19 protein-coding genes are annotated in these 23,099 nt (G+C 74.8%); 7 read left to right on the top strand and 12 right to left on the bottom strand.

Going from position 1 to position 23,099, the window contains the following annotated elements; translation table 11 throughout:
- The 5 genes from BLS21_RS05320 to BLS21_RS05300 form a co-directional block, all read right to left on the bottom strand.
- Nucleotides 1-1,221 (bottom strand): epoxide hydrolase family protein, encoded by a 1,221-nt coding sequence (locus tag BLS21_RS05320; protein ID WP_091214763.1) that lies wholly within the window; start codon nucleotides 1,219-1,221, stop codon nucleotides 1-3.
- Nucleotides 1,222-1,367: 146 nt separating this feature from the next.
- Nucleotides 1,368-1,811 (bottom strand): VOC family protein, encoded by a 444-nt coding sequence (locus BLS21_RS05315; RefSeq protein ID WP_091214760.1) that lies wholly within the window; start codon nucleotides 1,809-1,811, stop codon nucleotides 1,368-1,370.
- Between the two features lie 34 nt (nucleotides 1,812-1,845).
- The gene (locus tag BLS21_RS05310) at nucleotides 1,846-3,153 is read right to left on the bottom strand and encodes an NAD(P)/FAD-dependent oxidoreductase (protein WP_091214758.1); all 1,308 of its coding nucleotides are present in this window, start codon (nucleotides 3,151-3,153) and stop codon (nucleotides 1,846-1,848) included.
- Nucleotides 3,154-3,206: 53 nt separating this feature from the next.
- Entirely contained in the window at nucleotides 3,207-4,565 is a 1,359-nt protein-coding gene (locus BLS21_RS05305; RefSeq protein ID WP_091214755.1) for a dihydrolipoyl dehydrogenase family protein, read from the bottom strand.
- Nucleotides 4,562-4,750 carry a bleomycin resistance protein gene (locus BLS21_RS05300; RefSeq protein ID WP_091214752.1) on the bottom strand — a complete coding sequence of 63 codons (189 nt, stop codon included), beginning with the start codon at nucleotides 4,748-4,750 and terminating at the stop codon, nucleotides 4,562-4,564. The genes BLS21_RS05305 and BLS21_RS05300 overlap by 4 nt, the downstream gene beginning before the upstream one ends.
- Nucleotides 4,751-5,140: 390 nt before the next feature.
- Between BLS21_RS05300 and BLS21_RS05295 the strand changes: the two genes are divergently transcribed.
- The gene (locus BLS21_RS05295; protein ID WP_091214749.1) at nucleotides 5,141-5,734 is read left to right on the top strand and encodes a peroxiredoxin family protein; all 594 of its coding nucleotides are present in this window, start codon (nucleotides 5,141-5,143) and stop codon (nucleotides 5,732-5,734) included.
- A 13-nt stretch (nucleotides 5,735-5,747) separates the two neighbouring features.
- Here BLS21_RS05295 and BLS21_RS05290 read toward each other — a convergent pair whose 3' ends face one another.
- The 3 genes from BLS21_RS05290 to BLS21_RS05280 all read right to left on the bottom strand — a co-directional run bounded on the left by BLS21_RS05290 (nucleotide 5,748) and on the right by BLS21_RS05280 (nucleotide 11,959).
- Nucleotides 5,748-8,507 carry an ATP-binding protein gene (locus BLS21_RS05290; protein WP_091214747.1) on the bottom strand — a complete coding sequence of 920 codons (2,760 nt, stop codon included), beginning with the start codon at nucleotides 8,505-8,507 and terminating at the stop codon, nucleotides 5,748-5,750.
- A 770-nt stretch (nucleotides 8,508-9,277) separates the two neighbouring features.
- Nucleotides 9,278-10,516: an epoxide hydrolase family protein gene (locus BLS21_RS05285; protein ID WP_217635991.1), complete on the bottom strand. Its 1,239-nt coding sequence runs from the start codon at nucleotides 10,514-10,516 to the stop codon at nucleotides 9,278-9,280.
- A 201-nt stretch (nucleotides 10,517-10,717) separates the two neighbouring features.
- Entirely contained in the window at nucleotides 10,718-11,959 is a 1,242-nt protein-coding gene (locus BLS21_RS05280; RefSeq protein ID WP_091214741.1) for an epoxide hydrolase family protein, read from the bottom strand.
- 418 nt (nucleotides 11,960-12,377) lie between these two features.
- Between BLS21_RS05280 and BLS21_RS05270 the strand changes: the two genes are divergently transcribed.
- Nucleotides 12,378-13,994, top strand: coding sequence for a GNAT family N-acetyltransferase (locus BLS21_RS05270; protein ID WP_217635990.1), 1,617 nt, complete (start codon nucleotides 12,378-12,380; stop codon nucleotides 13,992-13,994).
- A gap of 637 nt (nucleotides 13,995-14,631) precedes the next feature.
- Here the strand turns inward: BLS21_RS05270 and BLS21_RS05260 are convergent.
- On the bottom strand, nucleotides 14,632-15,666 hold the full coding sequence (locus BLS21_RS05260) for a uroporphyrinogen decarboxylase family protein (protein ID WP_091214738.1): 1,035 nt from the start codon (nucleotides 15,664-15,666) through the stop codon (nucleotides 14,632-14,634).
- 107 nt (nucleotides 15,667-15,773) lie between these two features.
- Nucleotides 15,774-16,655 carry a helix-turn-helix transcriptional regulator gene (locus BLS21_RS05255; RefSeq protein WP_091214735.1) on the bottom strand — a complete coding sequence of 294 codons (882 nt, stop codon included), beginning with the start codon at nucleotides 16,653-16,655 and terminating at the stop codon, nucleotides 15,774-15,776.
- A gap of 133 nt (nucleotides 16,656-16,788) precedes the next feature.
- On the opposite strand from BLS21_RS05255, the gene BLS21_RS05250 reads away from it, so the two are divergent.
- The 4 genes from BLS21_RS05250 to BLS21_RS05235 all read left to right on the top strand — a co-directional run bounded on the left by BLS21_RS05250 (nucleotide 16,789) and on the right by BLS21_RS05235 (nucleotide 19,539).
- On the top strand, nucleotides 16,789-17,811 hold the full coding sequence (locus BLS21_RS05250; protein WP_175479432.1) for a zinc-dependent alcohol dehydrogenase family protein: 1,023 nt from the start codon (nucleotides 16,789-16,791) through the stop codon (nucleotides 17,809-17,811).
- Between the two features lie 89 nt (nucleotides 17,812-17,900).
- The gene (locus BLS21_RS25740) at nucleotides 17,901-18,044 is read left to right on the top strand and encodes a cupin domain-containing protein (RefSeq protein WP_245700074.1); all 144 of its coding nucleotides are present in this window, start codon (nucleotides 17,901-17,903) and stop codon (nucleotides 18,042-18,044) included.
- A 44-nt stretch (nucleotides 18,045-18,088) separates the two neighbouring features.
- Nucleotides 18,089-19,129, top strand: a complete 1,041-nt coding sequence (locus tag BLS21_RS05240) for an NAD(P)-dependent alcohol dehydrogenase (RefSeq protein ID WP_091214727.1) — start codon at nucleotides 18,089-18,091, stop codon at nucleotides 19,127-19,129.
- On the top strand, nucleotides 19,126-19,539 hold the full coding sequence (locus BLS21_RS05235) for an SDR family oxidoreductase (protein ID WP_091214724.1): 414 nt from the start codon (nucleotides 19,126-19,128) through the stop codon (nucleotides 19,537-19,539). The genes BLS21_RS05240 and BLS21_RS05235 overlap by 4 nt, the downstream gene beginning before the upstream one ends.
- Before the next feature lie 20 nt (nucleotides 19,540-19,559).
- Here the strand turns inward: BLS21_RS05235 and BLS21_RS05230 are convergent, their stop codons facing one another.
- Nucleotides 19,560-19,919, bottom strand: coding sequence for a carboxymuconolactone decarboxylase family protein (locus BLS21_RS05230; protein ID WP_091214722.1), 360 nt, complete (start codon nucleotides 19,917-19,919; stop codon nucleotides 19,560-19,562).
- Between the two features lie 216 nt (nucleotides 19,920-20,135).
- Here BLS21_RS05230 and BLS21_RS05225 point away from each other — a divergent pair, with 216 nt between their 5' ends.
- Entirely contained in the window at nucleotides 20,136-22,007 is a 1,872-nt protein-coding gene (locus BLS21_RS05225) for a glycoside hydrolase family 2 protein (RefSeq protein ID WP_091214718.1), read from the top strand.
- A gap of 53 nt (nucleotides 22,008-22,060) precedes the next feature.
- On the opposite strand, the gene BLS21_RS05220 is transcribed toward BLS21_RS05225, so the two are convergent.
- Nucleotides 22,061-23,098 carry a 2Fe-2S iron-sulfur cluster-binding protein gene (locus tag BLS21_RS05220; protein ID WP_091214716.1) on the bottom strand — a complete coding sequence of 346 codons (1,038 nt, stop codon included), beginning with the start codon at nucleotides 23,096-23,098 and terminating at the stop codon, nucleotides 22,061-22,063.
- Between the last annotated feature and the right edge of the window lies 1 nt (nucleotide 23,099).

The raw sequence follows: 23,099 nt of genomic DNA, 5'->3' as shown, positions 1-23,099 counted from the left end.
TCAGCGGACGGACCGGAACGCGGCGCGCAGTTCCTCGGCGAACAGCTGCGGCTGCTCCCAGGCGGCGAAGTGGCCGCCCCGGTCGACGCGGCTGTAGTGGATCAGGTTGGGGTAGGCCCGCTCGGTCCAGCTGCGCGGGGCCTCGTACTGCTCACCCGGGAAGACGGTCACCGCCACGGGGATCGTGACGCCCTTGGCGTCGAAGAAGCCGCCCCGGTACTCCCAGTAGAGGCGGGACGCGGAGACCCCGGTGTTCGTCAGCCAGTAGAGCGTGATGTTGTCGAGCACCTCGTCCCGCGTCAGCTCACCGGCCGTGCTGGTGTGCCGGTCCAGGGCCGCGACGACCGCCGCGGCCGGCTGGCCGTCGGCGTCGTTGTGGTCGAGCAACCAGGCGGCGAGGCCGACGGGGGAGTCGGCGATGCCGTACAGGGTCTGCGGGCGCGCGGCCATGTACCGGGCGTACTCCACCTGCCCGAACGTCCGGATCAACTGCTCGTAGGCGCGCTGCTCCTCGGCGGAGAGACCGGTGGGCGGCGGCTGGCCCGCCAGCGCGGCGGCGTTGACGTCGGCGGGCACGGTGGCCGGCATGTTGGTGTGGACGGCGAGCAGCCCCTCGGGCGCCTGCAGGCCCATCTGGTCGACGACGAAGGCGCCCCAGTCGCCGCCCTGGGCGACGTAGCGGGTGTAGCCGAGGCGCTGCATGAGCTCCGTCCAGGCCCGGGCCATGTGCTCGGGGCCCCAGCCGGTGCTCGTCGGCTTGCCGGAGAAGCCGTAGCCGGGCATCGACGGGACCACCACGTGGAAGGCGTCCGCTGCGCTGCCGCCGTGCGCGGTCGGGGCGGCGAGCCGATCGATGATCTTGAGCTGCTCGATCACCGAGCCGGGCCACCCGTGGTTGACGACGATCGGCAGGGCGTTCTCGTGCTCGGACCTGACGTGGATGAAGTGGATCTCCAGGCCGTCGATCTCGGTGGTGAACTGCGGCAGGGCGTTGAGTCTCGCCTCGCAGGCGCGCCAGTCGTAGTCGGTGGCCCAGTGGCGGGCCAGCTCCTGCATCGCGGCGAGCGGCACGCCCTGCGACTGGTCCGGGACGGTCTCGCGCTCGGGCCACTGCGTCGCGGCGATGCGTCGTCGCAGGTCGGTGAGCGCCTCCTCGGGGATGTCCACGTGGAAGGGGCGGATCGCCGTGGCGCCCGCCTGCTTCTCGGCTGTGACGGACATGTGCGCCCTCCCTGATCTGGTGACGGCAGGAAGCCTGCTGGTCCCCGGGTCGCCGCGCGCCCGTCGAAGTCCCTGGGTCTGTCCCTGGTCCCTGCCGTGTCCCCCACGGTCGACGTCCCTGCCGACCCGGGCTGTGCACCGGGACGTCAGCGTCCCGGCAACCGGGTGGTGATCTGCTGGAGCACCCAGCCGTTGCCGTCCGGGTCGCTGAACACGGCGTGCGACTGGTAGCTCCGACCCTCGGGGTCCGGCCCGGGCAGCCGGACACTCGGGTCCTCCGGGTGGAACCGCCCGGCCGGGCCGTGGAAGACCTCGCTCACCGGGGCGCCGCGCTCGACGTACTCGGCACGCGTGGCCTCGATGTCCTTCGTGACCAGCAGCAGTCCCTGCAGCGACCCCGGCGCCATCGTCGTGACACCGGTGCCGAAGCTGATCGAGCAGGACGACCCGGGCGGGGTGAGCTGCACGATGCGGAAGTCGGCGCCGCCGACGATGTCGGCGTCCTCGCGCCACCCCAGCCCCTCGTAGAACTGCTTGGCGCGGTCGACGTCGGACACGGGCAGGACGACGACCTCGAGCTCGACATCCACGATGGACCTCCTCGATCTGCGGTGTGGCGGCGGATCAGCGGGTCACGGACAGGGCGCCCTGTTCCCGGGGCAGTCGCGCAGCGGTCGGGTCGACCAGACCGAGCTGCGCGGCGATCGGCCTGCTGACCAGGTTCACCGCCCAGTCGGCGGCGACCCGGAGCCGGTTCGCTGCCGCCGGGAGGGCGTAGAGGTGGTAGCCCTTCGTCACGACCTTGGCCGTCAACCCGGTCAGCGGGAGACCCAGCGGCCGCGCGACGGCCGCCGCACCACCGAGGTCGGCCACCAGCCCGAGGTCCCGGCGCCGGTAGGGGCGCGGACTGCCGTGGCCCAGGTCCGCGGCGATGTTGCGGCCGATCGTCACGCCCTGCCGCTGCGCGTGCTGCGCGGTCGGCGGGTAGTCCCGCCCCGCGTCGCTGTAGGGGTCGCGGGCGGCGGCGGTGTCACCGGCGGCCCAGACCCCGTCGCGGAGCCGGAGCTGCTCGTCGACGACGAGCCGGCCCCGCGCCACGGGCAGACCGAGCCGCGCCACCAGTGCCGGCGGGGTCACCCCGACGGTCCACAGGACGGTCCGGGTCGCCAGCCGGGTGCCGTCGGAGAACAGGACGCCGTCGTGGGTGATCTCCGCGACCGTCGTGCCCAGGCGGACGTCCATGCCGCGGGAACGGATGACCCGCATGGCGGCGCGACCGAGCCGCGGACCGAGTTCGGGCAGCACCCGCGGGGCCAGGTCGACGAGCACCCACCGCACGTCGCCCGGGGACAGCCGGGGGAACCGGTCCAGCTGCGAGGTGGTCATGTGCTGCAGCTGCGCGGCGGTCTCGGTGCCCGTGTAGCCGGCGCCGACGACCACGAAGGTCAGCCGCGCCCGGCGCTCGCCCTGATCGGAGGTGGCGTCGGCCAGCTCCATCTGCCGCAGCACGTGGTCGTGCACGTACTGCGCCTCCACCAGGGCCTTGAGCCCCAGCCCGTACGTCTCCACCCCGGGCGTGGGCAGCACGCGGGTGACGCTGCCGGTGGTCAGCGCCAGCCGGTCCCACCGGAGCGGCTCCAGCGGACACCCCCCGGCGGCGAAGGTCAGCGTCCGCCGGTCGAAGTCCACCGTCTCCACCGTCGCCTGCAGGACCCGGGTCCGGCGCAGCCGGGCGCGCAGGGGGACGGCGATGCGTCGCGGGTCCAGTCTCCCGGCCGCCACCTCGGGCAGGAGCGGGCTGTAGCAGAGGTGGTCGGTCGCGCTGACCAGCGTCAGGTCTGCCGCTCCCGGGGGCAGCAGGCGCTCCAGCGTGCGGGCGGTGTGGACACCGGCGAACCCCCCACCCACCACCACGACCGACGGGGTGCTCACCCCTGGTCCTCGCGGACGGCGGAGCGGGTCCGGCACGGTCCCGGACGGGTCGGTCACGACGACGCCACCTCCAGGGGCCGGTCCGCCGCGACCGCGCCGAGCAGCGACTGCAGCGCGGAGAGGTAGACCTCGGAGAAGGTCGGGAACGGCTGGATGGTGTCGACCAGGACCTCCAGCGGCACCCCGCCGCGGATCGCCACCGTGGCCTGCTGGAGCCACTCGCCGGCCTCGGGCCCCAGCGCGCAGGCGCCGGTCAGTCGCCGGCCGTCGCTGAGCAGGGTCAGGAAACCGTTGCTCTCGGCGTACGCGCGGGTGTAGGTCCCCGTCCTGGCGACGCCCGACAGCGCGGCCGTCGCGCTGAACGGTGCCCCGGTGGCGCCGACGGCGGCAGCCTGCGGATCGGTGTACACGACCCGGGGCACGGCCTCGTAGTGCGCCTCGCGTGGTCGGCCCAGGATGTTGGCCGCGACGACCCTGGCCTGGTACTTCCCGACGTGGGTCAGGGGCCAGGTGCCGGTGACGTCGCCGATCGCCCACAGCCCGTCGCCGGCGCGCAGGTGACCGTCCACCGGGATGCCGTGGGCATCCGCCCGCACGCCGACCGTCTCCAGGCCGAGCCCCGCGACCCGGGGCCTGCGGCCGGTGGCGACGAGCAGGCGGTCGCCGCGCAGCTCGCGGCCGTCGTCCAGGTGCAGGACGACGTCGGCGCCGTCGCGTCGCGCGCTCCGGGCGCTGCGGCCGAGCTCCAGTTCGACGCCGTCGCGGCGCAGTGCCTCGGCGAGTGCGGCCCCCAGCGGCGCGGGCTCGCGGGGCAGCAGGTGGTCCCGCATCTCCACGACCACCGCGCCCCCACCCAGGCGGCGGACGGCCTGGGCCATCTCCACGCCCACCGGGCCGCCACCGAGGACGAGCATCCGGCGCGGGACGGTCGCCATGCCGGTCGCCTCCCGGCTGGTCCAGAGCCCGTCGATCTCCCGGAGTCCCGGGACCGCCGGGATGGCGGGCTCCGAGCCGGTCGCGATCACGACGTGCCCGGCCGTGTGCCGCACGCCGTCGACCTCGACCGCCCCCGGCCCGGCGAGCCGGCCCGTGCCGCGCAGCAACCGGATCCCCTTGTCGGACAGCCAGCGTTCCTGGCCGGCATCGGACCAGCCCGAGACCATGGCGTCCCGCCAGGCGAGCGCTGCCCCGACGTCGACGTGCGCGGTGGCCGCCGCCTCGCGCGCGCCGTGCACCGCCTCGCCCGGACGGAGCAGCGTCTTGGACGGGATGCAGGCCCAGTACGAGCACTCACCACCCACCAGGTCGCGTTCGACCAGCGCGACGCGCAGCCCGCCGTCGGCGAGGGCTCCGGCGCAGTGCTCCCCGGGCGCGCCGCCCCCGAGGACGATGACGTCGTGGTCGGTGGTCACCGCAGCGCCGACTCCGTGTGACCGGTGGCGTCGGCGACGGCCTGGTCCTCGGTCCGGCCCTGCTCGCGCGCGACGACGTAGGCGGCGTACCAGTCCGACCAGTGGTGCGGCGGTGCGGTGGGCTCGTACCGGCCGTGGTGCTCCTCGGCCTCCCGCAGGAGCTCGGTCAACGTGGTGACGTCCATCGTGGTCCTCGTCGGTCGTGCTGTTCCCGGGGGTGTGTGGAGGGCGCGGACGCCGGGGCGGGGTCCGGACCCCTCGTGCTCGTGGGCCGGCACCGACGTGTGCGGGCTCGGCCACCCTGGCGTGGCCGCGCCGGGGTCGCCCCAGGGAGAACCCCTGGTCCGTGCCTGGCCGTCGGCTCGGCGCTGGGCGCCGGGGAGCACCCGGTGGACCGGGGAGGGACCAGGGGGTGTCCCTGGCGCGAGGGCCACCCGGTCCAGCCACAGTCGACCGGGGGACCGGCCGAGGGAGGCGGTCACCGGACGGGACACGCGACAGCTCATCGCCATGCACCCCTCCGGCGAGGCGTCCGTGCTCGCCGTCCTGGGTGCCCGAGGGAAGGCGGTGACGCCATGCGCTCCGACATCGTCCCCGGCGGCGTCTTCCCCGACTACGCGCTACCCGACCACACCGGGACCGTCCGCACGCTCAGCTCGCTCCAGGGACGTGACCCGCTGGTCCTCACGCTGGCGCGCGGCCACCACTGCCCGGAGGAGCACCAGCAGCACCTCGAGCTGGCGGCGTTCCAGACGACGATCTCAGTGGCCTGCACCCGGATCGTCACGATCGCGACCGACGACCAGCACGCGCTGCAGGACTTCCGCGCGTCGGTCGGCGCCCGGTGGACCTTCCTCTCCGACCCCGGGCGGATCGTCCAACGGGATCTCGACATCCAGGAGTACACCGACCCCGAGAACGACCCGATGATCCCGCACACGCTCGTGCTCGAGCCGGGCCTGGTCGTCCACACCGTCTACAACGGCCACTGGTTCTGGGGCCGCCCGTCGGTCCAGGACCTCTGGCACGACCTGCGCGCGGTCACGGCGGAGATCCGCCCGGACTGGGACCTGAGCGCGCCGGGACTCCGCGAGGCCTGGACCGCCGGGGACTGGTCGCCCGCCCAGGGGGCGGACGGACGCGCTCGCACCGCCCTCCCCGCGCCCTGAGGGACCACGAGCGTCAGGGCGTGGATCGCGGCAGGGACCGTCGCAGCTCGCGGCGCGTGCCGACCCCGAGCTTGGCGAAGACCTTGCGGAGGTGCCACTCGACCGTCCGGGGGCTGAGGTACAGCTCGGCGCCGATCTCGCGGTTGGTGAGCCCCTGCGCCGCCAGCCGGGCGATGTGCACCTCCTGGGCGGTGAGCTCGCCGAGGGTCTCCACGGTGCGCCTGCGCACGGTCTCCCCGGTGGCCAGCAGCTCGTGGCGCGCGCGCTCGGCGAAGGCGTCGACGCCCATCGCGGTGAACGCCTCGTGGGCGCTCCGCAACTGCGTGCGGGCGTCGACGCGGCGGCCCTCCCGCCGCAGCCACTCGCCGTAGAGCAGTCGTGCGCGAGCGAGCTCGACGCGGACGGACGTGCGCTCGAGCCGGTCGAGCGCCTCCAGGTGGAGCCCCTCGGCGGTGCGCCCTCCGCTCAGCAGGGCGCGCCTGCTCGCCGCGATCCCGAGCCCCCACTCCGTGCCGCTGGTCCGGGTCATGGTCGAGAGCTCCTCGAGCGCAGCGACCGCCGCCTCGGTGTCCCCGGTGCGCACGCCCGCCTCGACGAGTTCGGCGAGCGCCCACTTGGGTGGCCCGAGCTCGAGGGGGCGCGCGGCCGCCTCCCGGGCCGCACGCAGCGCGTCCCCGTAGCGGCCCAGACCGTTGCACAGCACGGCCCGGGCCCACTGCACCACGGTGGCGCCGGCCCCCTCGCCACGGGCGGTGACGTCCTCGAGGCAGCGCTGGATCAGCGGCTCCGCCTGCGCGGCGTCCCCCCGCACGGCGAGGAGCCCGACCTCCCCGTAGGGCGCGAGACTGCTCCGCGTCACCTCGGTGACGAATCGGGCCTCCTCCACCAGGGACGCCGCGGTGGTCAGGTCGCCGGTGAAGAGGTGCACGAGCGCACGGGTGTGCAGGGCGAGGGGCAGCGCGCTGAGGGCTCCGGACTCGCGGGCCACGTCCAGGTGCCGACGGGTGAGGACGTCCCAGCCGTGGTGGTCCCAGAGGGACGCCGCCGTCGCGGCCGCGAGCCAGGCGGACCGCAGCGCCTCGTCCAGCGTCAACTCGTCCGTGACGAACGCCCGCACCGCCCGGCGCAGGAGTGGCGCCGCGGACCCGTACCCGTCCGTGAACAGCGCCGCGAGCCCGGCCAGGAGCACGTCCCCCTTGCGCGGGGCATCCGGTGTCGGCGCCGCCCGCACGGCCTCGGCGACCTGCCGTGCTCCCGGACCGGCGGCCAGCCGTCCGGCGAACAGCGCAGCGGAGAGCGCGTCCAGGTAGGTGTCCCGGGAGAGCCGCGCGTCGAGCGGTTCCAGCCGGCGGGCCGCGGGCAGCAGCAGGGGCAGCGCCTCGTTGCCGCGGTTCGCGGCGAAGGAGATCTCCGCCCGCAGCAGGTCGACCCGTGCCCGTTCGGCATCCGCGAGCGGGCCTCCGTCGGCCGTGGCCACGAGGGCCGCCGCGTCGCCGAGCGCGCCCGCGTGCACCTTGGCCTGAGCGGCGTCGAGACAGCGCCCCGCCCGCCGCGCCGGATCGGACGTCAGCGCCGCGGACTGTTCCAGGAACGCGGCCGCCGCCGCCAGCCCGCCGTGCGAGAACGCGCGACCGGCGGAACGCTCGAGCTCTGCCGCGACGTCCTCGTCCGGGCCCACCGCAGCGCGGGAGCGGTGCCATGCCCGCCGGTCGGGATCCACCTCCGGGTCGGTGACGTCCGAGAGCGCTCGGTGGACCTCCCGCCGTTCCGCCGGTGTGGCCGAACGGTAGACCGCCGAGCGCACCAGCGGGTGCCGGAACCGCACCCGGTCGTGCAGCTCGATCAGGCCCGAGGCCTCGGCCGCCGCCGCCGCGGTGGACCCGATGCCGAGCCGCTCGGCGGCGCGCCACAGCAGCTGGACGTCACCGACTGGTTCGGCGGCCGCGGTCAGCAGCAGTCGGAGTGACTGCGGCGGGAGGGGTGCCGCCTGGCGCAGGAACCCCTGTTCCAGCCGCTGGACGAGGGGCGTCGCGCTGTGGCCGATCCCGCCCCCGAAGGACAGGTCGGCCGCCGAGAGGCCTCGCGGCAGCTCGAGGAGAGCGAGCGGGTTGCCGTGGCTCTCGGCCAGGATGCGGTCCCGGACCCGGGGATCGAGCACCCCGGGCACCGAGGACTCCAGGAGCGTCGCCGCGTCTCCGGCGCCCAGGCCCCGCACCGCGAGCTCGGGGAGCCCGCTGAGCCGCGGCTCCTGGTCGGACGTGCACACCGCGAAGACCATCGCCACGCGCTCACGCACGAGTCGGCGGGCCACGAACTCCAGCGCCTGCCCGGACGCCCGGTCCAGCCACTGGGCGTCGTCCACGACACAGACGAGCGGTCGCTCCTCGGCCACCTCGGACAGGAGGGCGAGCACCGCCAGGCCGACGAGGAAGCGGTCCGGGGTGCTGCCCGGCCGCAGTCCGAAGGCCGTGCCGAGGGCCTCCTGCTGCGGATCGGGCAGCTTGCCCAGCCGGTCCAGGTACGGACTGCACAGCTGGTGCAGGCCCGCGAACGCGAGCTCCATCTCCGACTCGACCCCGGCCGCCCGGGCCACCCGGCAGCCCGCTGCGCGTCCGAGCAGGACGTCGAGCAGCGCGGTCTTGCCGATCCCCGCCTCGCCCCGCAGCACCAGGACCTGGCTGCGGCCCGCCTTCGCCGCCGCGACCAGGGTGCTCAACGTCTCGCACTCCATCCGACGTCCGAGCAGGCCTGGCCACGATCTGGTACCGGACATGGGTCACACCGCCAGAGGTCGTCGGAGGGCGCGCGCGACGGTTCTCGCCCGACCACGTGCAGGGCCGCCCGCGGCACGGCCCTCCCGGTCCGATGCCGGCCGTCGGTCAGCAGACCGGGAGGGGGTCCGGGAGGTGACGGTTCGCGGACCGGGGCGCGCCGGTCGGTGCGCCGCGCAGATCAGCACGGGGTGACGGAGGGGCGGGTCTCCGTCGGACGCCGCACGACCGGACTGCCATCACGCCTCCTCAGCGGGAGCCGCGGGAGCGGTGACCGGCCGGCTGATGGGGCGGGCGGGAACTCCCCGGCTCCCCCACGCTAGGGGAGGCGGTCCGGACCCACATGCGTCATTTGACTCCGACGGCCGGTGGGGCTCGGCGCAGGGCCGTCCCCGGTGACGCCGACGGGGGACCGCGTGCGTCGGGCCCTGGCGGCGCTGCTGACGCTCACCGTCTCGCCGGGGTCCGTGTCCGGCCCGGCCGGCGCGGCGGCGGCGGAGCGCCCGAGTGCCGGGCGGAGGCGAGCAGCCACCGCCCGAGTGGGATCGGCGTGTCGGCGCAGACGTCGGAGGCGCGGGTGGTGTCGGACCCGACGGCAGCGGCCGTCGCCGGACTGCGTGGCCGACCTGCACGGACGACCGGTGACCGGGGCCGGTCCCCCGTGCGGGACCCCGGCGGCGGGCACCTGGGCTCGCGGTCTGCAGGCGACGGAACGGCTGCTCGGAGCGGCTCCGGGGACGGCACCGGTGTCCTGGAGCGGCCGGGCCCGTGTTCAGTGACGGGGTCCGGGGACCTGGGGTCCGCGCACGGGGCGGAACGCGGCCCGGACCTCGGTCGCGAACAGCTCGGGTTCCTCCCAGGCGGCGAAGTGGCCGCCCCGCTCGACCTCGTTGAAGTACGTCAGCGTGGGGTAGCTCTGCTCGACCCAGCTGCGCGGTGCCCGCCAGATCTCGCCGGGGAAGGTGGTGAACCCCACGGGGACCGACACCGGCGGAGGAGCCTGGCCGGCCGCGGCTGCGGCGGCGGGGGCGTCGGGTCCGTAGCTCTCCCAGTACGACCGGGCCGCCGAGGCCCCGGTGCCGGTCAGCCAGTACAGGGTGATGTTGTCCAGGATGTTGTCCCGGGTGAGGTTGCCGGAGGGCTGCCCGTCGACGAACGCGCGGGAGATCTTGTAGTAGGCGTCGGTGTCGTGGTCGAGCATCCACGCGGCCAGGGCCACGGGGGAGTCCAGCAGCGCGTAGCCGATCGTCTGCGGCCGGGTGGCCTGCTCGAGGAAGTAGGCGAAACCGCTCGACCGGAAGGTGGCGACCGCCTCGAGGGCCGAGCGCTCCTCCTCGGTGTCGCCCGGCTGCGGGCCGCCCAGTGCGGTGACGAGCAGGTTCACGTGGATGCCGAGCAGCCCCTCGGGTGCCTGACGCCCCATCGCGTCGCTGACGCCGGCGCCGACGTCGCCGCCCTGGGCGACGTAGCGGGTGTAGCCGAGGCGGGGCATCAGCTGCGCCCACGCCCGTGCGACGCGGGCGACGTCCCACCCGAGCTCCGTGGGCTCGCCGGAGAAGCCGTAGCCGGGCAGGGACGGCAGCACCAGGTCGAAGGCGTCCTCGGCCCGGCCGCCGTGCACGGTGGGGTCGGTGAGCGGGCCGACGGAGTCGAGCAACTCGATGACCGAGCCGGGCCAGCCGTGCGTCATGACCAGCGGGAGGGCGTCCGGGTGCGGTGACCGGACGTGGACGAAGTGGATGTCCACCCCGTCGATGGAGGTCGTGAACTGTGGCAGCGCGTTCAGCCGCGCCTCGACCCGGCGCATGTCGTAGCCGTCCGCCCAGTAGCGGCAGAGCTCCTGCATCGTCGCCAGCTGCACGCCCTGCGACCGGTCGTCGACCAGCTCTCGGGTGGGCCAGCGCGCCGCGGCGATGCGGCGCCGCAGCTCCACCAGCGCGTCCTCGGGGATCTCGATCCGGAACGGGCGCACCGCTCCGGCGGCTGCAGACGTCTCGGTCGTGGTGACCACGTGCGCCTCCTGTGTCGACGAGGCCGCCGAGCGTGACGACCTCGTCGCCACCTCGCGCCCGTGGATGTCCCTGGTCCTGCCTTCCCGGTCGTCCGATCCGGGATCGTCGAGGTGGGTCCGGCTCGGGTGGCCGGGCGGTGGTGCGGTCCTGCGCGCGCGGACCGGGGACGGCGGACCGGCGTGCCACCGCCCCCGTCCGGGTCAGCGCAGGGATCGGAACGCGGCGCGCATCTCCTCGGCGAAGACCTGCGGCTCCTCCCAGGCCGGGAAGTGGCCGCCGCGCTCGGCCTCGTGGAAGTAGACGAGGGTGGGGAACGCCCGCCGGGCCCACGTCTCGGGGGCCCGGAAGAGGTCGTCGTCCGGACACACCGTGATGGCCACGGGCATCCTGATCGTGTCGGTCCGCTGCCCGGCCGCGCTGATCAGGCTCTGCTCGCGGTTCTCCCAGTACAGCCTCGCCCCGGAGGCCACGGTGTTGGTCAGCCAGTGCAGCGAGAAGTTGTCGAGCACCTCGTCCACGGTCGGGGTCTGCTCGGGGTCCTCGCCGTACGTCCACTTCCCGAACCCCCCGTGCACGAGCATCCACCCGGCGAGCCCCGCGGGGGAGTCCGTCAGGCCGTAGCCGACCGCCTGTGGTCGCGCGGTCATCATCTGGTAGTAGCCCCAGCCGCCGGTCGCGAGGAACCTCCGCACGTCGTCGAACGCCGCCTGCTCCTTCTCGGACAGCCCGGCGGGTGCCGGGCCGCCGCTGGCGATCGCCGCGGCGGCCTCGGGCGGGAACACCGCCGGCAGGTTGGTGTGGATGGCGAGCAGACCGTCCGGCGCCTGCCGGCCCATCGCCTCGACCACCCCCGCCCCCCAGTCGCCGCCCTGCGACACGTAGCGGTCGTAACCCAGCCGCTTCATCAGCACGTCCCACGTGCGCCCGATGCGTTCCACGTCCCAGCCGGTCTCGGTCGGTCGTGACGAGAAGCCGTAGCCCGGCAGGGACGGGATGACGACGTCGAAGGCGTCCTCCGCCCGACCGCCGTGAGCCGTCGGGTCGGTGAGGGGTGCGATGACCTTGATCTGCTCGAAGACCGAGCCCGGCCACCCGTGGGAGATGACCAGCGGCAGCGCGTCCTCGTGGGGGGAGCGGACGTGGAAGAAGTGGACGTCGACGCCGTCGATGGTCGTCATGAACTGCGGCCAGGCGTTCAGTTGCGCTTCGCCTCTGCGCCAGTCGTACTCCGTGCGCCAGTACTCGACGAGTCGCTGCAGGTCGGCCAGCCGCGCGCCCTGCGTGCGATCGGGCACGGTCTCCTGGTCGGGCCACCGCGTCGCCGCGAGGCGCCGGCGGAGGTCGTCCAGGTCCGCCTGCGGCACGTCCACCCGGAAGGGGCGGACGGCGGCGGTCCCGGCGTCCTGCGTGGTGTCGACGGGCGGCTCGATCGTCGCGGTCATGGTCGTCGTCCTTCCTGGCGAGGTCGCTCCCGCGCGTCGAAGGTCCGCTGTCCGGCAATCCGTCGCACCCGTGGAAGGCCCTGGTCGGCCCGGTCGCCCGTGGCGCTCGGGCCGGACCCGTGGGTGACGAGGGCGAGGCAGGCTGTCGCTGCCCGAGGGGCTGCAGGTCCAGGCCCGCCAACGCCCGGTCCGACGCCGACGGGCAGGCGATCGGCCTGGACCCGCGCGGCCACCGCCACGGGCAGCCCGGCCCGGTCGCCCACCGGCACGTGGACGACGTCGCGACGAGCCTCGCCGCCCCCCTCGTGCAGGCCGGCGCCGAGACGGTGCAGGACCCCACCGACGTCGGCGGAGGGCTCCGTGGGCGGCCGGCGACGAGCAGCGGCCCACGCGGCCGTCCCCGTGCCAGGCTGACGCCATGACCGTGGAACGGACGGTCCACCTGCGGTTCGGGGACCCGGCGCGGACGGCGGGCACCCACAGGAACCTCTCGGCCGTCCGCAGCGACGGCGCCGTCCTCTGGGTGGCCGGTGACGAGACCGCGACGATCGAGCGGCTGGTCGCCGACGACCCCGGGGAACCGCGTCGGTACGCACAGCAGGCCGGCGTCCGGCTCGCCGACCTCGTGGAGCTGCCGGGCACGCGGGACGACGAGGCCGACATCGAGGGCCTGGCCCGCGACGGCTGCTCCCTGTGGGCGGTCGGGTCGCACAGCCTGCGCCGCAAGCAGATCGAGGACCGGCACGGTGACCGGAAGGCCCTGCGCCGGCTGGCCGAGGTCACCGGGCAGCCCAACCGCCAGATCCTCGTCCGGCTCCCCGTCGCCATCGTGGACGGCCTGCCGACCGTCGTGCCCGAGCTGGAGCAGGACGGCGTGCGGCACCGGGCCGCGTCGTTCGGCGTGCACGGCCCCGACCTGCGGGACGTCCTGGCCGACGACGAGCACCTGGGTCCGTTCCTGCCGCTGCCGGGCAAGGACGGCGGGCTGGACGTCGAGGGCATCGCCGTGGCCGGGCCGCGGGTGTACCTGGGCCTGCGCGGGCCGGTGCTGCGCGGCTGGGCCGTGGTGCTGCAGCTCCGCCCCGAGGCCGACCCCGACGCGCCGGAGCGGTTGCGCCTGAGCCCGCTCGACGACGGCCGCGCGTACCGCAAGCACGTCCTGCGCCTGGGCGGCCTGGGCGTGCGGGACCTCTGCCCGGACGGCGACGACCTGCTCGTGCTGGCCGGGCCGACGATGGACCTCGACGGACCGGTGCACGTGGTCCGCTGGCACGGCGCCCTGCGGGCGGACACGCCGCAGGTGGTCCGCGGCGACCAGCTCACGCGGGAGCTCGACCTGCCCCACGGCGAGGGCTGCGACCACGCCGAGGGGATCGGCCTCCTCGGCCCGCCCGGCAGCGGGCGCCTGGTGGTCGTCCACGACAGCCCGTCCCCGGCCCGGCTGACCGACGACGGCGTCCTCGCCGACGTGGTCCGGCTGCCGGGCGCGCCGGACCGGTCCGCGACCGACCGGGGTGGCGGGCCTGCGGAGCAGGAGGCGACCCCCGGGCGCGAGGAGAGCGGCACGACGTCCCGGGGGGTGCACCTGCGGGAGATCACCGACGACAACCGCGAGGCGGTCCGCGCGCTGCGCGTCCGCGGTCGCCAGGAGCGGTTCGTCGCCTCGGTGTCCACCTCGCTCCGGGACGCCGCCGAGTCGCCGAAGGCCAACCCGTGGTACCGCGCGGTGTACTGCGGCGAGGAGCCGGTCGGCTTCGTGATGCTCTCCTGGAAGCCGCGGAAGGGCCCGTACCGCGGGCGCCACTTCCTGTGGCGGCTGCTCGTCGACAAGCGGCACCAGGGGCGCGGGATCGGCCGGGCGGTGCTCACGCAGCTCGTCGACCTGGTGCGGGCCGACGGCGGCACCGAGCTGCTGACCAGCATCGAGCCCGGCAAGGGCGGACCGTGGCCCTTCTACCAGGGGTTGGGCTTCCAGCCCACCGGGGAGCTCGACGACGGCGAGATCGTCCTGCGACTCCCGCTGCCCGCCCGATGAGCGGACCCGGATCCCCGTCGTGCGCCTCGTCCCCCCCGACCGATCCCGCGACACGGCCGGCGGCAACCGGCCGTGCGACCCCGCAGGAGGACCCGCACTGCCGGTCACCGAGGACACCACCACCGACCTGGCTGCCGAGCGGTGGGCCACCGCCGGGGATCCGCGGCCGGCCGAGCTGGCTCGCCGTCCGGGTGGACCACCGGCTCGGCCCGGACGCGACCCCGGCGGGGACCCGCTCGCCGGCGCGGTGCTCGACGTCTGGCAGGCGGGCCGACACCGAGAGCGCCCACGAGTCGCAGCTCCCCGACGTCGACGAGGCCCGCCTGCGGGCCGAGTGCACGACCCGGCGGGGCGGCGGCTGCTGCCTGCGGACCATCGCGCCGAAGGGGTGCACGATCCCGGTGGACGGGCCGGTCAGGGACCGGCGGCGGTCATCCTGCCGACCACCAGCGCGCTGTCGCCCACGACGGGGACGCGCTCCACCGGGTGGTCGATGCGCCGGTGGACGTGGTAGCCGGAGCGCACCTCGTCCAGGTACCGCGCCTCGGTGTCCCGGGCGCCGCTGGAGTGGGCGCCGCTGGAGTGGGCGCAGCCCAGCTCGTCCGCGCACCGCGCGTCGAGGGTCGCGACGGCGGCGTCAGAGTCCGGCCCGCAGGGACGCAGCCGCCTGGGCGAGGGCGCGCATCTTCCCGGCGGCGGACGCCCGCGGGAGGTACTTCAGCCCGCAGTCGCTGGAGAGCACCAGCCGGTCCACGTCGACGTGGTCGAGCGCCCGGCGCACCCGGTCGGCGACCGTCTCCGGCGTCTCGACCTCGGGCGTCGAGAGGTCGAGGACGCCGAGCGCGATGCCCTTGCCCCGCAGGGGCCGCAGGGCCGCCGGGTCGAGGCGCGACTGCGCCGTCTCGACCGAGATCGTGTCGGCCGGTGTGTCGGCCAGCTCGGGCAGGAACGAGTAGCCCGCCGGGCGCTGCGAGACCATCGCCGCGTAGCCGAAGCACAGGTGCACGTGCACGGGACCCGCAGCGTCGGCCACCGCCCGGGTCACCGCCTCGGCGCCGTAGCGACGGGCCACCTCGGGGCGCGCCTGCAGCCACGGCTCGTCCACCTGGACGATGTCGGCACCGGCGGCGAACAGGTCGGCGATCTCCTCGCGGACGACGTCCGCGTAGGCCATGGCCAGGGCCCGGTCGTCGCGGTAGTGCTCGTCCTGCGCCTGCTGCGCCATCGTGAACGGACCGGGCACCGTGATCTTGACCGCGCGATGGGTGTGGGCGCGCAGGAACCGGACGTCGTCCACCTGGACCGGCGACGGCCGGCGGATCTCGCCGACCACCCGCGGCACCGGGATCTCGACCCCCGAGCGGTTGCGCACCGTCCCGGGGTGGTCGAGGTCCAGGCCGCCGAGGGCCGTCGCGAAGTGGTTGGAGTAGGACTCCCGCCGGATCTCCCCGTCGGTCACGACGTCCAGCCCGGCCTCCTCCTGGGCGCGCACGGCCACCAGCGTGGCGTCGTCCTGGGCCTCCTGCAGGAACTGCGGCGGGATGCGCCAGAGCTCCCGCGCCCGGACCCGCGGGGGGAACTGGTGACCCAGCCGCTCCCGGTCGATGAGCCAGTCGGGCTGGGGCAGGCTGCCGACGACCATCGTGGGCAGCGGGGGCAGGTGTGCCGGCATCCGATCCTCCTGGCGACGGGCGCGGCGCCGTCCGTCGCCGTCGGCCCCGACCTCTCGGCGAGAGGTTACGGACGTCGGGCGGACCGTCCGCGGACTGCGGGGCGCCCTCAGGCGGTGGGCTCGCCGGCGGTCCGGACGGCGGTGCTGGTGGCGGCCCAGCTGGCGAGGAGCTTGAGGGCGTCCTCGGACGGCGACCCGGGTTCGGCGGTGTAGATGGTCAGGGCGAGCTTCCCGTGGTCCTGGGTGGGCAGGTCGAGGGTGTGGTAGACCAGCTCGAGGGTGCCGACCGCGGGGTGCCGGAACTGCTTGGTCCCGGCGTGGTGGATGCGCACGTCGTGCGCGGCCCAGCGGGTGCGGAACTCCTCGCTGACGGTGGACAGCTCGCCGACGAGCTCGCGCAGGTCCTTGTCGTGCGGGTCGCGGCCGGCCTCGGTCCTCAGCAGCGCGACGGTGACCTTGGCCGCGCCGTCCCAGTCGGTGTGGTAGTCCCGTGCCCGCGGGTCCAGGAACTGGAAGCGGGCGATGTTCGCCGGGCGGCGCGGGTCGTCGAACACCGGCGAGTACAGGGCCCGGGCCAGGGTGTTGGCGGCGAGGATGTCCATGCGGCCGTTGGCCACGAACGCCGCGGACGAGGTCATCGAGTCGAGCACCCACTGCACCCGCGGGTGCACCCGGGCCCTGCTGCGCCGCTGGGGTGCGCGGGTGGGCCGGGCGGCCCGGGCGAGGTCGAACAGGTAGGCCCGCTCGGCCTCGTCGAGCTGCAGCGCCCGGGCGACCGCCTCGAGGACGTCCTCGGAGACGCCGGCGATGTGGCCCTTCTCCAGCCGGGTGTACCAGTCGGTGCTCACCCCGGCGAGGACGGCGACCTCCTCCCGGCGCAGACCGGGGACCCGCCGACGGCCACCGCCCGGCAGCAGCCCCGCCTCCTGCGGGGTGAGCCGGGCGCGACGGCTGGCGAGGAAGTCGCGGATGTCGGAGCGGTTGTCCACCGCATCGACGCTACGTCGCCTCCCTGCGGCAGGGAGGTCGTGCTTCTACCCCCCACAAACCCGACCCCCCGCGCGTGCGCCCGACGGTGTTCCGTGGAGTCCACACCCACTCGTCCTGCGAAGGAGCACCGTCTTGCGAGGAGCCGTTCTCCACGCCCCCGGCGACGTCCGCGTTGAGGAGCGCCCCGACCCGAGGATCGAGCAGCCCACCGACGCGGTCATCCGGCTGGCCGCCACCTGCGTGTGCGGGTCGGACCTGTGGCCCTACCGCGGCATCGAGGCGGTGAACGGGCCGGCCCCGATGGGCCACGAGTACGTCGGCGTCGTCGAGGAGGTCGGCAGCGAGGTCACCGCGGTGCGGCCGGGCCAGTTCGTCGTCGGCTCGTTCTTCGCCTCCGACAACACCTGCGCGATCTGCCGGGCCGGCTACCAGACCCACTGCGTCAACCGGCAGCCCGGCGCCCCCACCGGCGCGCAGGCCCAGTACGCCCGCATCCCGCTGGCTGACGGCACCCTCGTCGCCACCCCCGACCTGCCGTCCGACGACCTGGTGCCCGGCCTGCTGGCCGCCTCGGACGTGCTGGGCACCGGCTGGTTCGCCGCCGTCGCCGCCGAGGCCGGCCCGGGCAAGACCGTCGCCGTCGTCGGCGACGGCGCGGTCGGCCTGCTCGGCGTCCTGGCCGCCCGGCAGCTCGGCGCGGAGCGGGTCATCGCGATGAGCCGGCACGAGCCCCGCCAGCAGCTGGCGCGGGAGTTCGGCGCCACCGACATCGTCACCGCCCGCGGCGACGAGGGGGTCGCCGCCGTCAAGGAGCTCACCGGCGGGCTGGGCGCGCACTCGGTCGTCGAGGCCGTGGGCACCCAGGAGTCGATGGTGCAGGCCATCCGCGCCACCCGCCCCGGCGGTCACGTCGGCTACGTCGGCGTCAGCCACGACGTGTCCCTGCCCGGCGAGGAGCTGTTCTTCTCCGGCGTGCACCTGCACGGCGGCCCCGCCCCGGTGCGCCGGTTCCTGCCCGAGCTGATCGACCTGATCTGCAGCCGGGCCATCGACCCGGGGCGGGTCTTCGACCTCGAGCTCCCGCTGGAGCAGGCCGCCGAGGGCTACCGGGCGATGGACGAGCGCCGCGCCATCAAGGCGCTGCTGCGCCCCTGACCGCCACTCCAGGGAGGACGAGGACCGAGCAGATCACCCGCAGTTCGATCGACACCGCCAAGGGCCCGGCCGACTGGTTCACCGGCGACGTGTACATCGACGCCGTGGCCGCCGCGCCGAACCGGCTCATGGTCCACCTGGCCATCAACGAGGCGGACGCCGAGCACGCCGTCGTCCACTGGCTGACCCCCGTCACCGACGAGGAGTACGGCGCCGCCCCGGCTGTCGGCTGACACCCGTCCCCACCTGACCACCGCAGAACGAGGAGCACCCCCGCATGCGCGTCCACGCCTACGCCGCCCCCGCGGCCGGCCGGCCCCTGGCCCCCACCACCGTCGAGCGGCGCGACGTCGGCCCCGACGACGTCCTCGTCGAGATCGAGTACGCCGGCATCTGCCACTCCGACATCCACACCGTCAACGGCGACTGGGGTCCCCAACCCTTCCCCGTCGTCCCCGGTCACGAGATCGTCGGCGTCGTCGCCGAGGTCGGATCGGCCGTCACCCGGCACCGCGTCGGCGACCGCGTCGGCGTCGGCTGCATGGTCGACTCCTGCGGCGAGTGCGCCAACTGCCGCGACGGCGACGAGCAGTACTGCCTCGACGGCATGGTGCCCACCTACGCCGGTACCGACCGTGACGGTAGCACCACCCAGGGCGGCTACTCCACCCACGTCGTGGTCGACGCCGACTTCGTCCTCCGCGTACCCGACGGCATCGACCCGGCGGCTGCCGCACCGCTGCTGTGCGCCGGCATCACCACGTACTCACCGCTGCGCCGCTGGGGCGCCGGCCCCGGCACGCAGGTCGCGGTCGTCGGCCTCGGCGGGCTGGGGCACATGGCGGTCAAGCTCGCGCACGCGATGGGCGCCGAGGTCACGGTGCTGTCCCAGTCGCTGAAGAAGCAGGAGGACGGCCTCCGGCTCGGCGCCACCCACTACGCCGCCACCACCGACCCGGACACGTTCGCGCAGCTGGCCGGCCGGTTCGACCTGATCGTCAACACCGTCAGCGCGCCGATCGACGTCGACGCGTACCTGTCGCTGCTGGCCGTGGACGGCGCGCTGGTCAACGTCGGCGCCCCCGCCGAGCCGCTGAGCCTGAACGTCATGTCGCTGATCGGCGGCCGGCGCACCTACGCCGGTTCGATGATCGGCGGCATCGCCGAGACCCAGGAGATGCTGGACTTCTGCGCCGAGCACGGCATCGGTGCCGAGGTGGAGGTCATCGCCGCCGACCGGGTCAACGAGGCCTACGAGCGGGTCCTGGCCTCCGACGTCCGCTACCGGTTCGTCATTGACACGGCGACCCTGCGGTGACGGCCCCGGGAAGCGCCCGCTTCGCCGGGGAGGTCGCCTTCGTCACCGGCGGCGGCGGCATCGTGAACACCTCCTCGGGCGCCGGCGTGGTGGGCATCGCCGGTCAGGCCGGCTACGCCGCCGCCAAGTGGGGCGTGATCGGCCTGACGAGGTCCGCGGCCCTGGAGTACGTGGGCGCCGGCATCCGGATCAACGCCGTCGGCCTCGGCATCATCGACACGGCCATGATCGGCCGGGTCTCCGGCGGTACCGCCGAGGGGCGCGCCGCCATGGTCGGCCAGGAGCCGATCGGCCGGATGGGCCGCCCGGAGGAGATCGCCTCGGCGGTGCTGTGGCTCTGCTCGGACCTCGGCGGGTTCGCCGTCGGCCACGCCCTGGTCGTCGACGGCGGCCAGACCGTCGGTCTCTGACCGCGGCGGCCGCCCCGGGGTCACCCCTGCTCGGGATTGGCCGCCTCCGCGAACTCGCGGAAGGCCGCGAACGCGCGCGGGCCGTACACGGTGCCCGGTCCGCCGTTCATCGCGATGGCGACGCCGAGCGCCTCGGCGACCTCCGCCTCGGTCGCGCCGGTGCGGACGGCGCCACGCGCGTGCGACGCGATGCAGCCGTCGCACTCCTTGCCCACCGCGATGGCGAGCGCGATCAGCTCCTTGGTCTTCTGGTCCAGGGCACCCGCGGCGTACGCGGCGGTGTGCATCCGGCGGTAGCCGTCGTAGACCTCGGGGATGGCGCGGCGCAGTGCGCGCGCCGGTTCGCGGAGCTCCTCCTGGACGGCGTGACCGTGGCTCATGACGCGATGGTGCCAGCTCCCGGGCCGCCGCCTCCGGTCGTCCGGGCGGTGCATCGTGGAGGTCGCCGCCGTTCCCGGCGATCCGCGACGGATCCGAGGCGCCGGACGGCGTCGCAGCACCCCGGACGGGGCCAGACTCTGAGGTCTGCGCGCCGGCCCTGAGCCACCGGGCCCCTCGGGCGTCGACGACGTCAGCGCGCGGAGGACGGGGGAGCCATGACGATCCTGTCGCGATCCCGGCGGCGTGCCACCGGACTGCTCGTCTCGGCGGCCATGGCGGGGGTGACCTCGCTGCTCACCGCGGCGGTGGAGCCGCCGGACGACGGCTGGCAGGTGGGCCAGCTGCGGCTGACGACGCCGTGGACCGACCAGGTCTCGCCGGACAACGCGCTGCCGGAGTACCCGCGGCCACAGCTGACGCGGGACCGCTGGCAGAACCTCAACGGGGTGTGGCAGTTCGCCGGTGCCGCGCCGGGGGAGTCGCCACCGGTCGGCGAGGACCTCGCCGAGAGGATCCTGGTGCCGTACCCGACCGAGTCGGCGCTGTCCGGCATCCAGCGGCACGAGGACCACATGTGGTACCGGCGGACGTTCACGGTCCCGGAGTCCTGGCAGGTCGGGCAGGGTCAGCGGCTGCGCCTCAACTTCGGCGCCGTGGACCACACGGCCACCGTGTGGGTGAACGGCACCAGGGTCGCCCAGCACGCCGGCGGCTACACCAGGTTCTCCGCCGACGTCACCGACGCCCTGGTGCCCTCGGGCCCGCAGGAGGTCGTCGTCGGTGTCGAGGACCGCACGGACGCCACGTGGCAGCCGGTCGGCAAGCAGCGCGACGTCCCCGACCGCGGGATCTTCTACACCGGCTCCTCCGGCATCTGGCAGACGGTGTGGATGGAGCCCGTACCCGCCCCCGGGTACGTGGCGGGCCTCGACACGGCCACCGACGTCGACACGGACACCCTGGCGCTGACCGTGGACACCGGCGGGGACGCCGCTGGCCTCACGGTCCGTGCCGTCGTCCGGGACGGCGCCCAGGAGGTCGCGACCGCGGAGGGAGCGCCCGGTCAGCCCCTGCAGGTGCAGGTCCCCGACGCCCGGCTGTGGTCACCCGACGACCCGTTCCTCTACGACCTGGACGTGACCGTGCTCGACGGCCAGCAGGAGGTCGACCGGGTCGGGTCCTACGTCGGCATGCGGGAGATCGGGACGGCCCGGGGCGCGGACGGCCGCCTCCGCATCACGCTCAACCACGAGATCCTCTTCCTGATGTCGACCCTGGACCAGGGCTTCTGGCCGGACGGCATCTACACCGCACCGACCGACGAGGCGTTGCGGTCCGACGTCGCCCTGACCAAGCGCCTCGGGTTCAACACCATCCGCAAGCACCTCAAGGTCGAGCCGGACCGCTGGTACCACGCCGCGGACACCCTCGGCCTGCTGGTCTGGCAGGACATGCCCTCCATGCGGACCGGCGGGATCCCACCGCCGGACGCCCGGGCCGAGTTCGAGCGCCAGCTGCACGAGATCGTCGACCAGCAGGACGGCTGGACGTCGGTGATCGGCTGGGTCCCGTTCAACGAGGGCTGGGGGGAGTGGAGCAGGGAGGCCACCGGGCGGATCGCCGACTCGGTCGCGGCCCAGGACCCCACCCGGCTCGTGAACGCGAACAGCGGGGTGAACTGCTGCGCCTCCCTCGGTGACAGCGGTCGCGGCGACGTCATCGCCTGGCACGCCTACACCGGTCCGGCGCAGCCCACGCCCGACGACTCCCGCGCGGCGATCGACGGGGAGCACGGTGGCTTCGGGCTCGAGGTGCCCGGCCACATGTGGTACGAGGACGGCCACGGGTACCAGATGGCGCAGGACGCGGCGGAGCTCACGCGGCTGTACGCGGAGAACCAGCGAGCGCTCATCCCGATCGCGCAGCAGAACGCCATCAGCGGCGCGGTCTACACGCAGATCACCGACGTCGAGCACGAGGTCAACGGCTTCCTCACCTACGACCGGCGGGTGGAGAAGATGGACCTCGACCAGGTCCGGGCGGTCAACCAGGCGGTCATCGGCGACGCGTCCCCCGCCGTCCCCTGACGACGACCGCCGCCCCCGGCGGACCGGGACGCGGTCCGCCGGGGGCGGGGGGGTCAGGCTCCTGCGGCTCCGGTGTCGAGCGCGTCGGCCGGGGTGAACTTCTCGCGGTGGACCTGCCGGGGTGCCATGCGGCGGCGCTTGAACGCCTTGACGCCGGCCTCGACCATCGCCGGGGGGCCGCACAGCCACCCCGACCAGCCCCGCGCGCTCGGCACGTCCTCGACGAAGGCGTCGGTCGGGAACCCGGCGCGGCAGGAGGGGGCCGGCTGGTCCGACAGCACCGGCACGAACCGGAAGCCCGGGGAGGCGGCCGCGAGCTCGGTCAACCGGTCGACGTCGTAGAGGTCCTCGGCCCCGCGGACGCCGTGGTAGAGCACGATCTCGCGGTCGGGCCGCCGCTGCAGCGCCGTCCGCACGATGCCCAGGAACGGGGCCAGCCCCGTGCCGCCGGCGATGCACGCCATGGGCTCGCCCTCGTCGTCGGCCGCGTCGGGCAGGTGGAAGTCCCCCAGCGGCCCGGTCAGCTCGACCCGGTCCCCGACGGCCACGGACCCGAACAACCAGGCGTCGCTGGCGACGCCACCCGGCACCCGACGGACGTGCAGCTCGAGGACCTTGTCCTCCTCGGGCGTGTTGGCCAGCGAGTACTGGCGGCGCACGCCGCTGCCCGGGACGACCAGCTCGACGTACTGGCCGGCGGAGAACGCCAGCGGCTCGTCGAGGCCCAGCAGCAGCCGCCGGGTGTCGCGGGCGACGTCCTCCACGTCGAGGACGGTGGCCACCAGGTCGCGCAGGGCGTGGGTGCCGCGGACGGCACCCGAGGCCGTCGGTGAGCTGACGACGGTGTCGCACCGGGGGCTGGCCTGGCAGGCCAGCGCCATGCCGGCCTGCCGCTCCTCGTCGGGGAGGGTGTCGGCCGGCGAGCCGCGGTGGTCGACCTCCCCGTCGAGGACGCGCAGCTTGCAGGTGCCGCAGGTCCCCTGGTTGCACGAGTTGGGCATCCACACCCCGGCCCGCAGGAAGGCGTCGAGCAGGGACTGGTCGGGCGCGCACTCGACCCGGCGGTCGCCGACGGTGACGGTGTGGGCCATC

Source organism: Geodermatophilus siccatus, assembly GCF_900103785.1.
Classification (GTDB): domain Bacteria; phylum Actinomycetota; class Actinomycetes; order Mycobacteriales; family Geodermatophilaceae; genus Geodermatophilus; species Geodermatophilus siccatus.
Note: the sequence above shows the minus strand (reverse complement) of the source record. Positions and strands in the feature narration are given on the sequence as shown.

Excerpts from the sequence above, each read along its gene's own strand:
- BLS21_RS05260 (WP_091214738.1), bottom strand. The coding sequence starts at position 15,666 with ATGCCGGCACACCTGCCCCCGCTGCCCACGATGGTCGTCGGCAGCCTG.
- BLS21_RS05295 (WP_091214749.1), top strand. The coding sequence starts at position 5,141 with ATGCGCTCCGACATCGTCCCCGGCGGCGTCTTCCCCGACTACGCGCTA.
- BLS21_RS05290 (WP_091214747.1), bottom strand. The coding sequence starts at position 8,507 with ATGTCCGGTACCAGATCGTGGCCAGGCCTGCTCGGACGTCGGATGGAG.
- BLS21_RS05280 (WP_091214741.1), bottom strand. The coding sequence starts at position 11,959 with ATGACCGCGACGATCGAGCCGCCCGTCGACACCACGCAGGACGCCGGG.
- BLS21_RS05300 (WP_091214752.1), bottom strand. The coding sequence starts at position 4,750 with ATGGACGTCACCACGTTGACCGAGCTCCTGCGGGAGGCCGAGGAGCAC.
- BLS21_RS05230 (WP_091214722.1), bottom strand. The coding sequence starts at position 19,919 with ATGAGCCACGGTCACGCCGTCCAGGAGGAGCTCCGCGAACCGGCGCGC.
- BLS21_RS05320 (WP_091214763.1), bottom strand. The coding sequence starts at position 1,221 with ATGTCCGTCACAGCCGAGAAGCAGGCGGGCGCCACGGCGATCCGCCCC.
- BLS21_RS05220 (WP_091214716.1), bottom strand. The coding sequence starts at position 23,098 with ATGGCCCACACCGTCACCGTCGGCGACCGCCGGGTCGAGTGCGCGCCC.
- BLS21_RS05270 (WP_217635990.1), top strand. The coding sequence starts at position 12,378 with ATGACCGTGGAACGGACGGTCCACCTGCGGTTCGGGGACCCGGCGCGG.
- BLS21_RS05240 (WP_091214727.1), top strand. The coding sequence starts at position 18,089 with ATGCGCGTCCACGCCTACGCCGCCCCCGCGGCCGGCCGGCCCCTGGCC.
- BLS21_RS05225 (WP_091214718.1), top strand. The coding sequence starts at position 20,136 with ATGACGATCCTGTCGCGATCCCGGCGGCGTGCCACCGGACTGCTCGTC.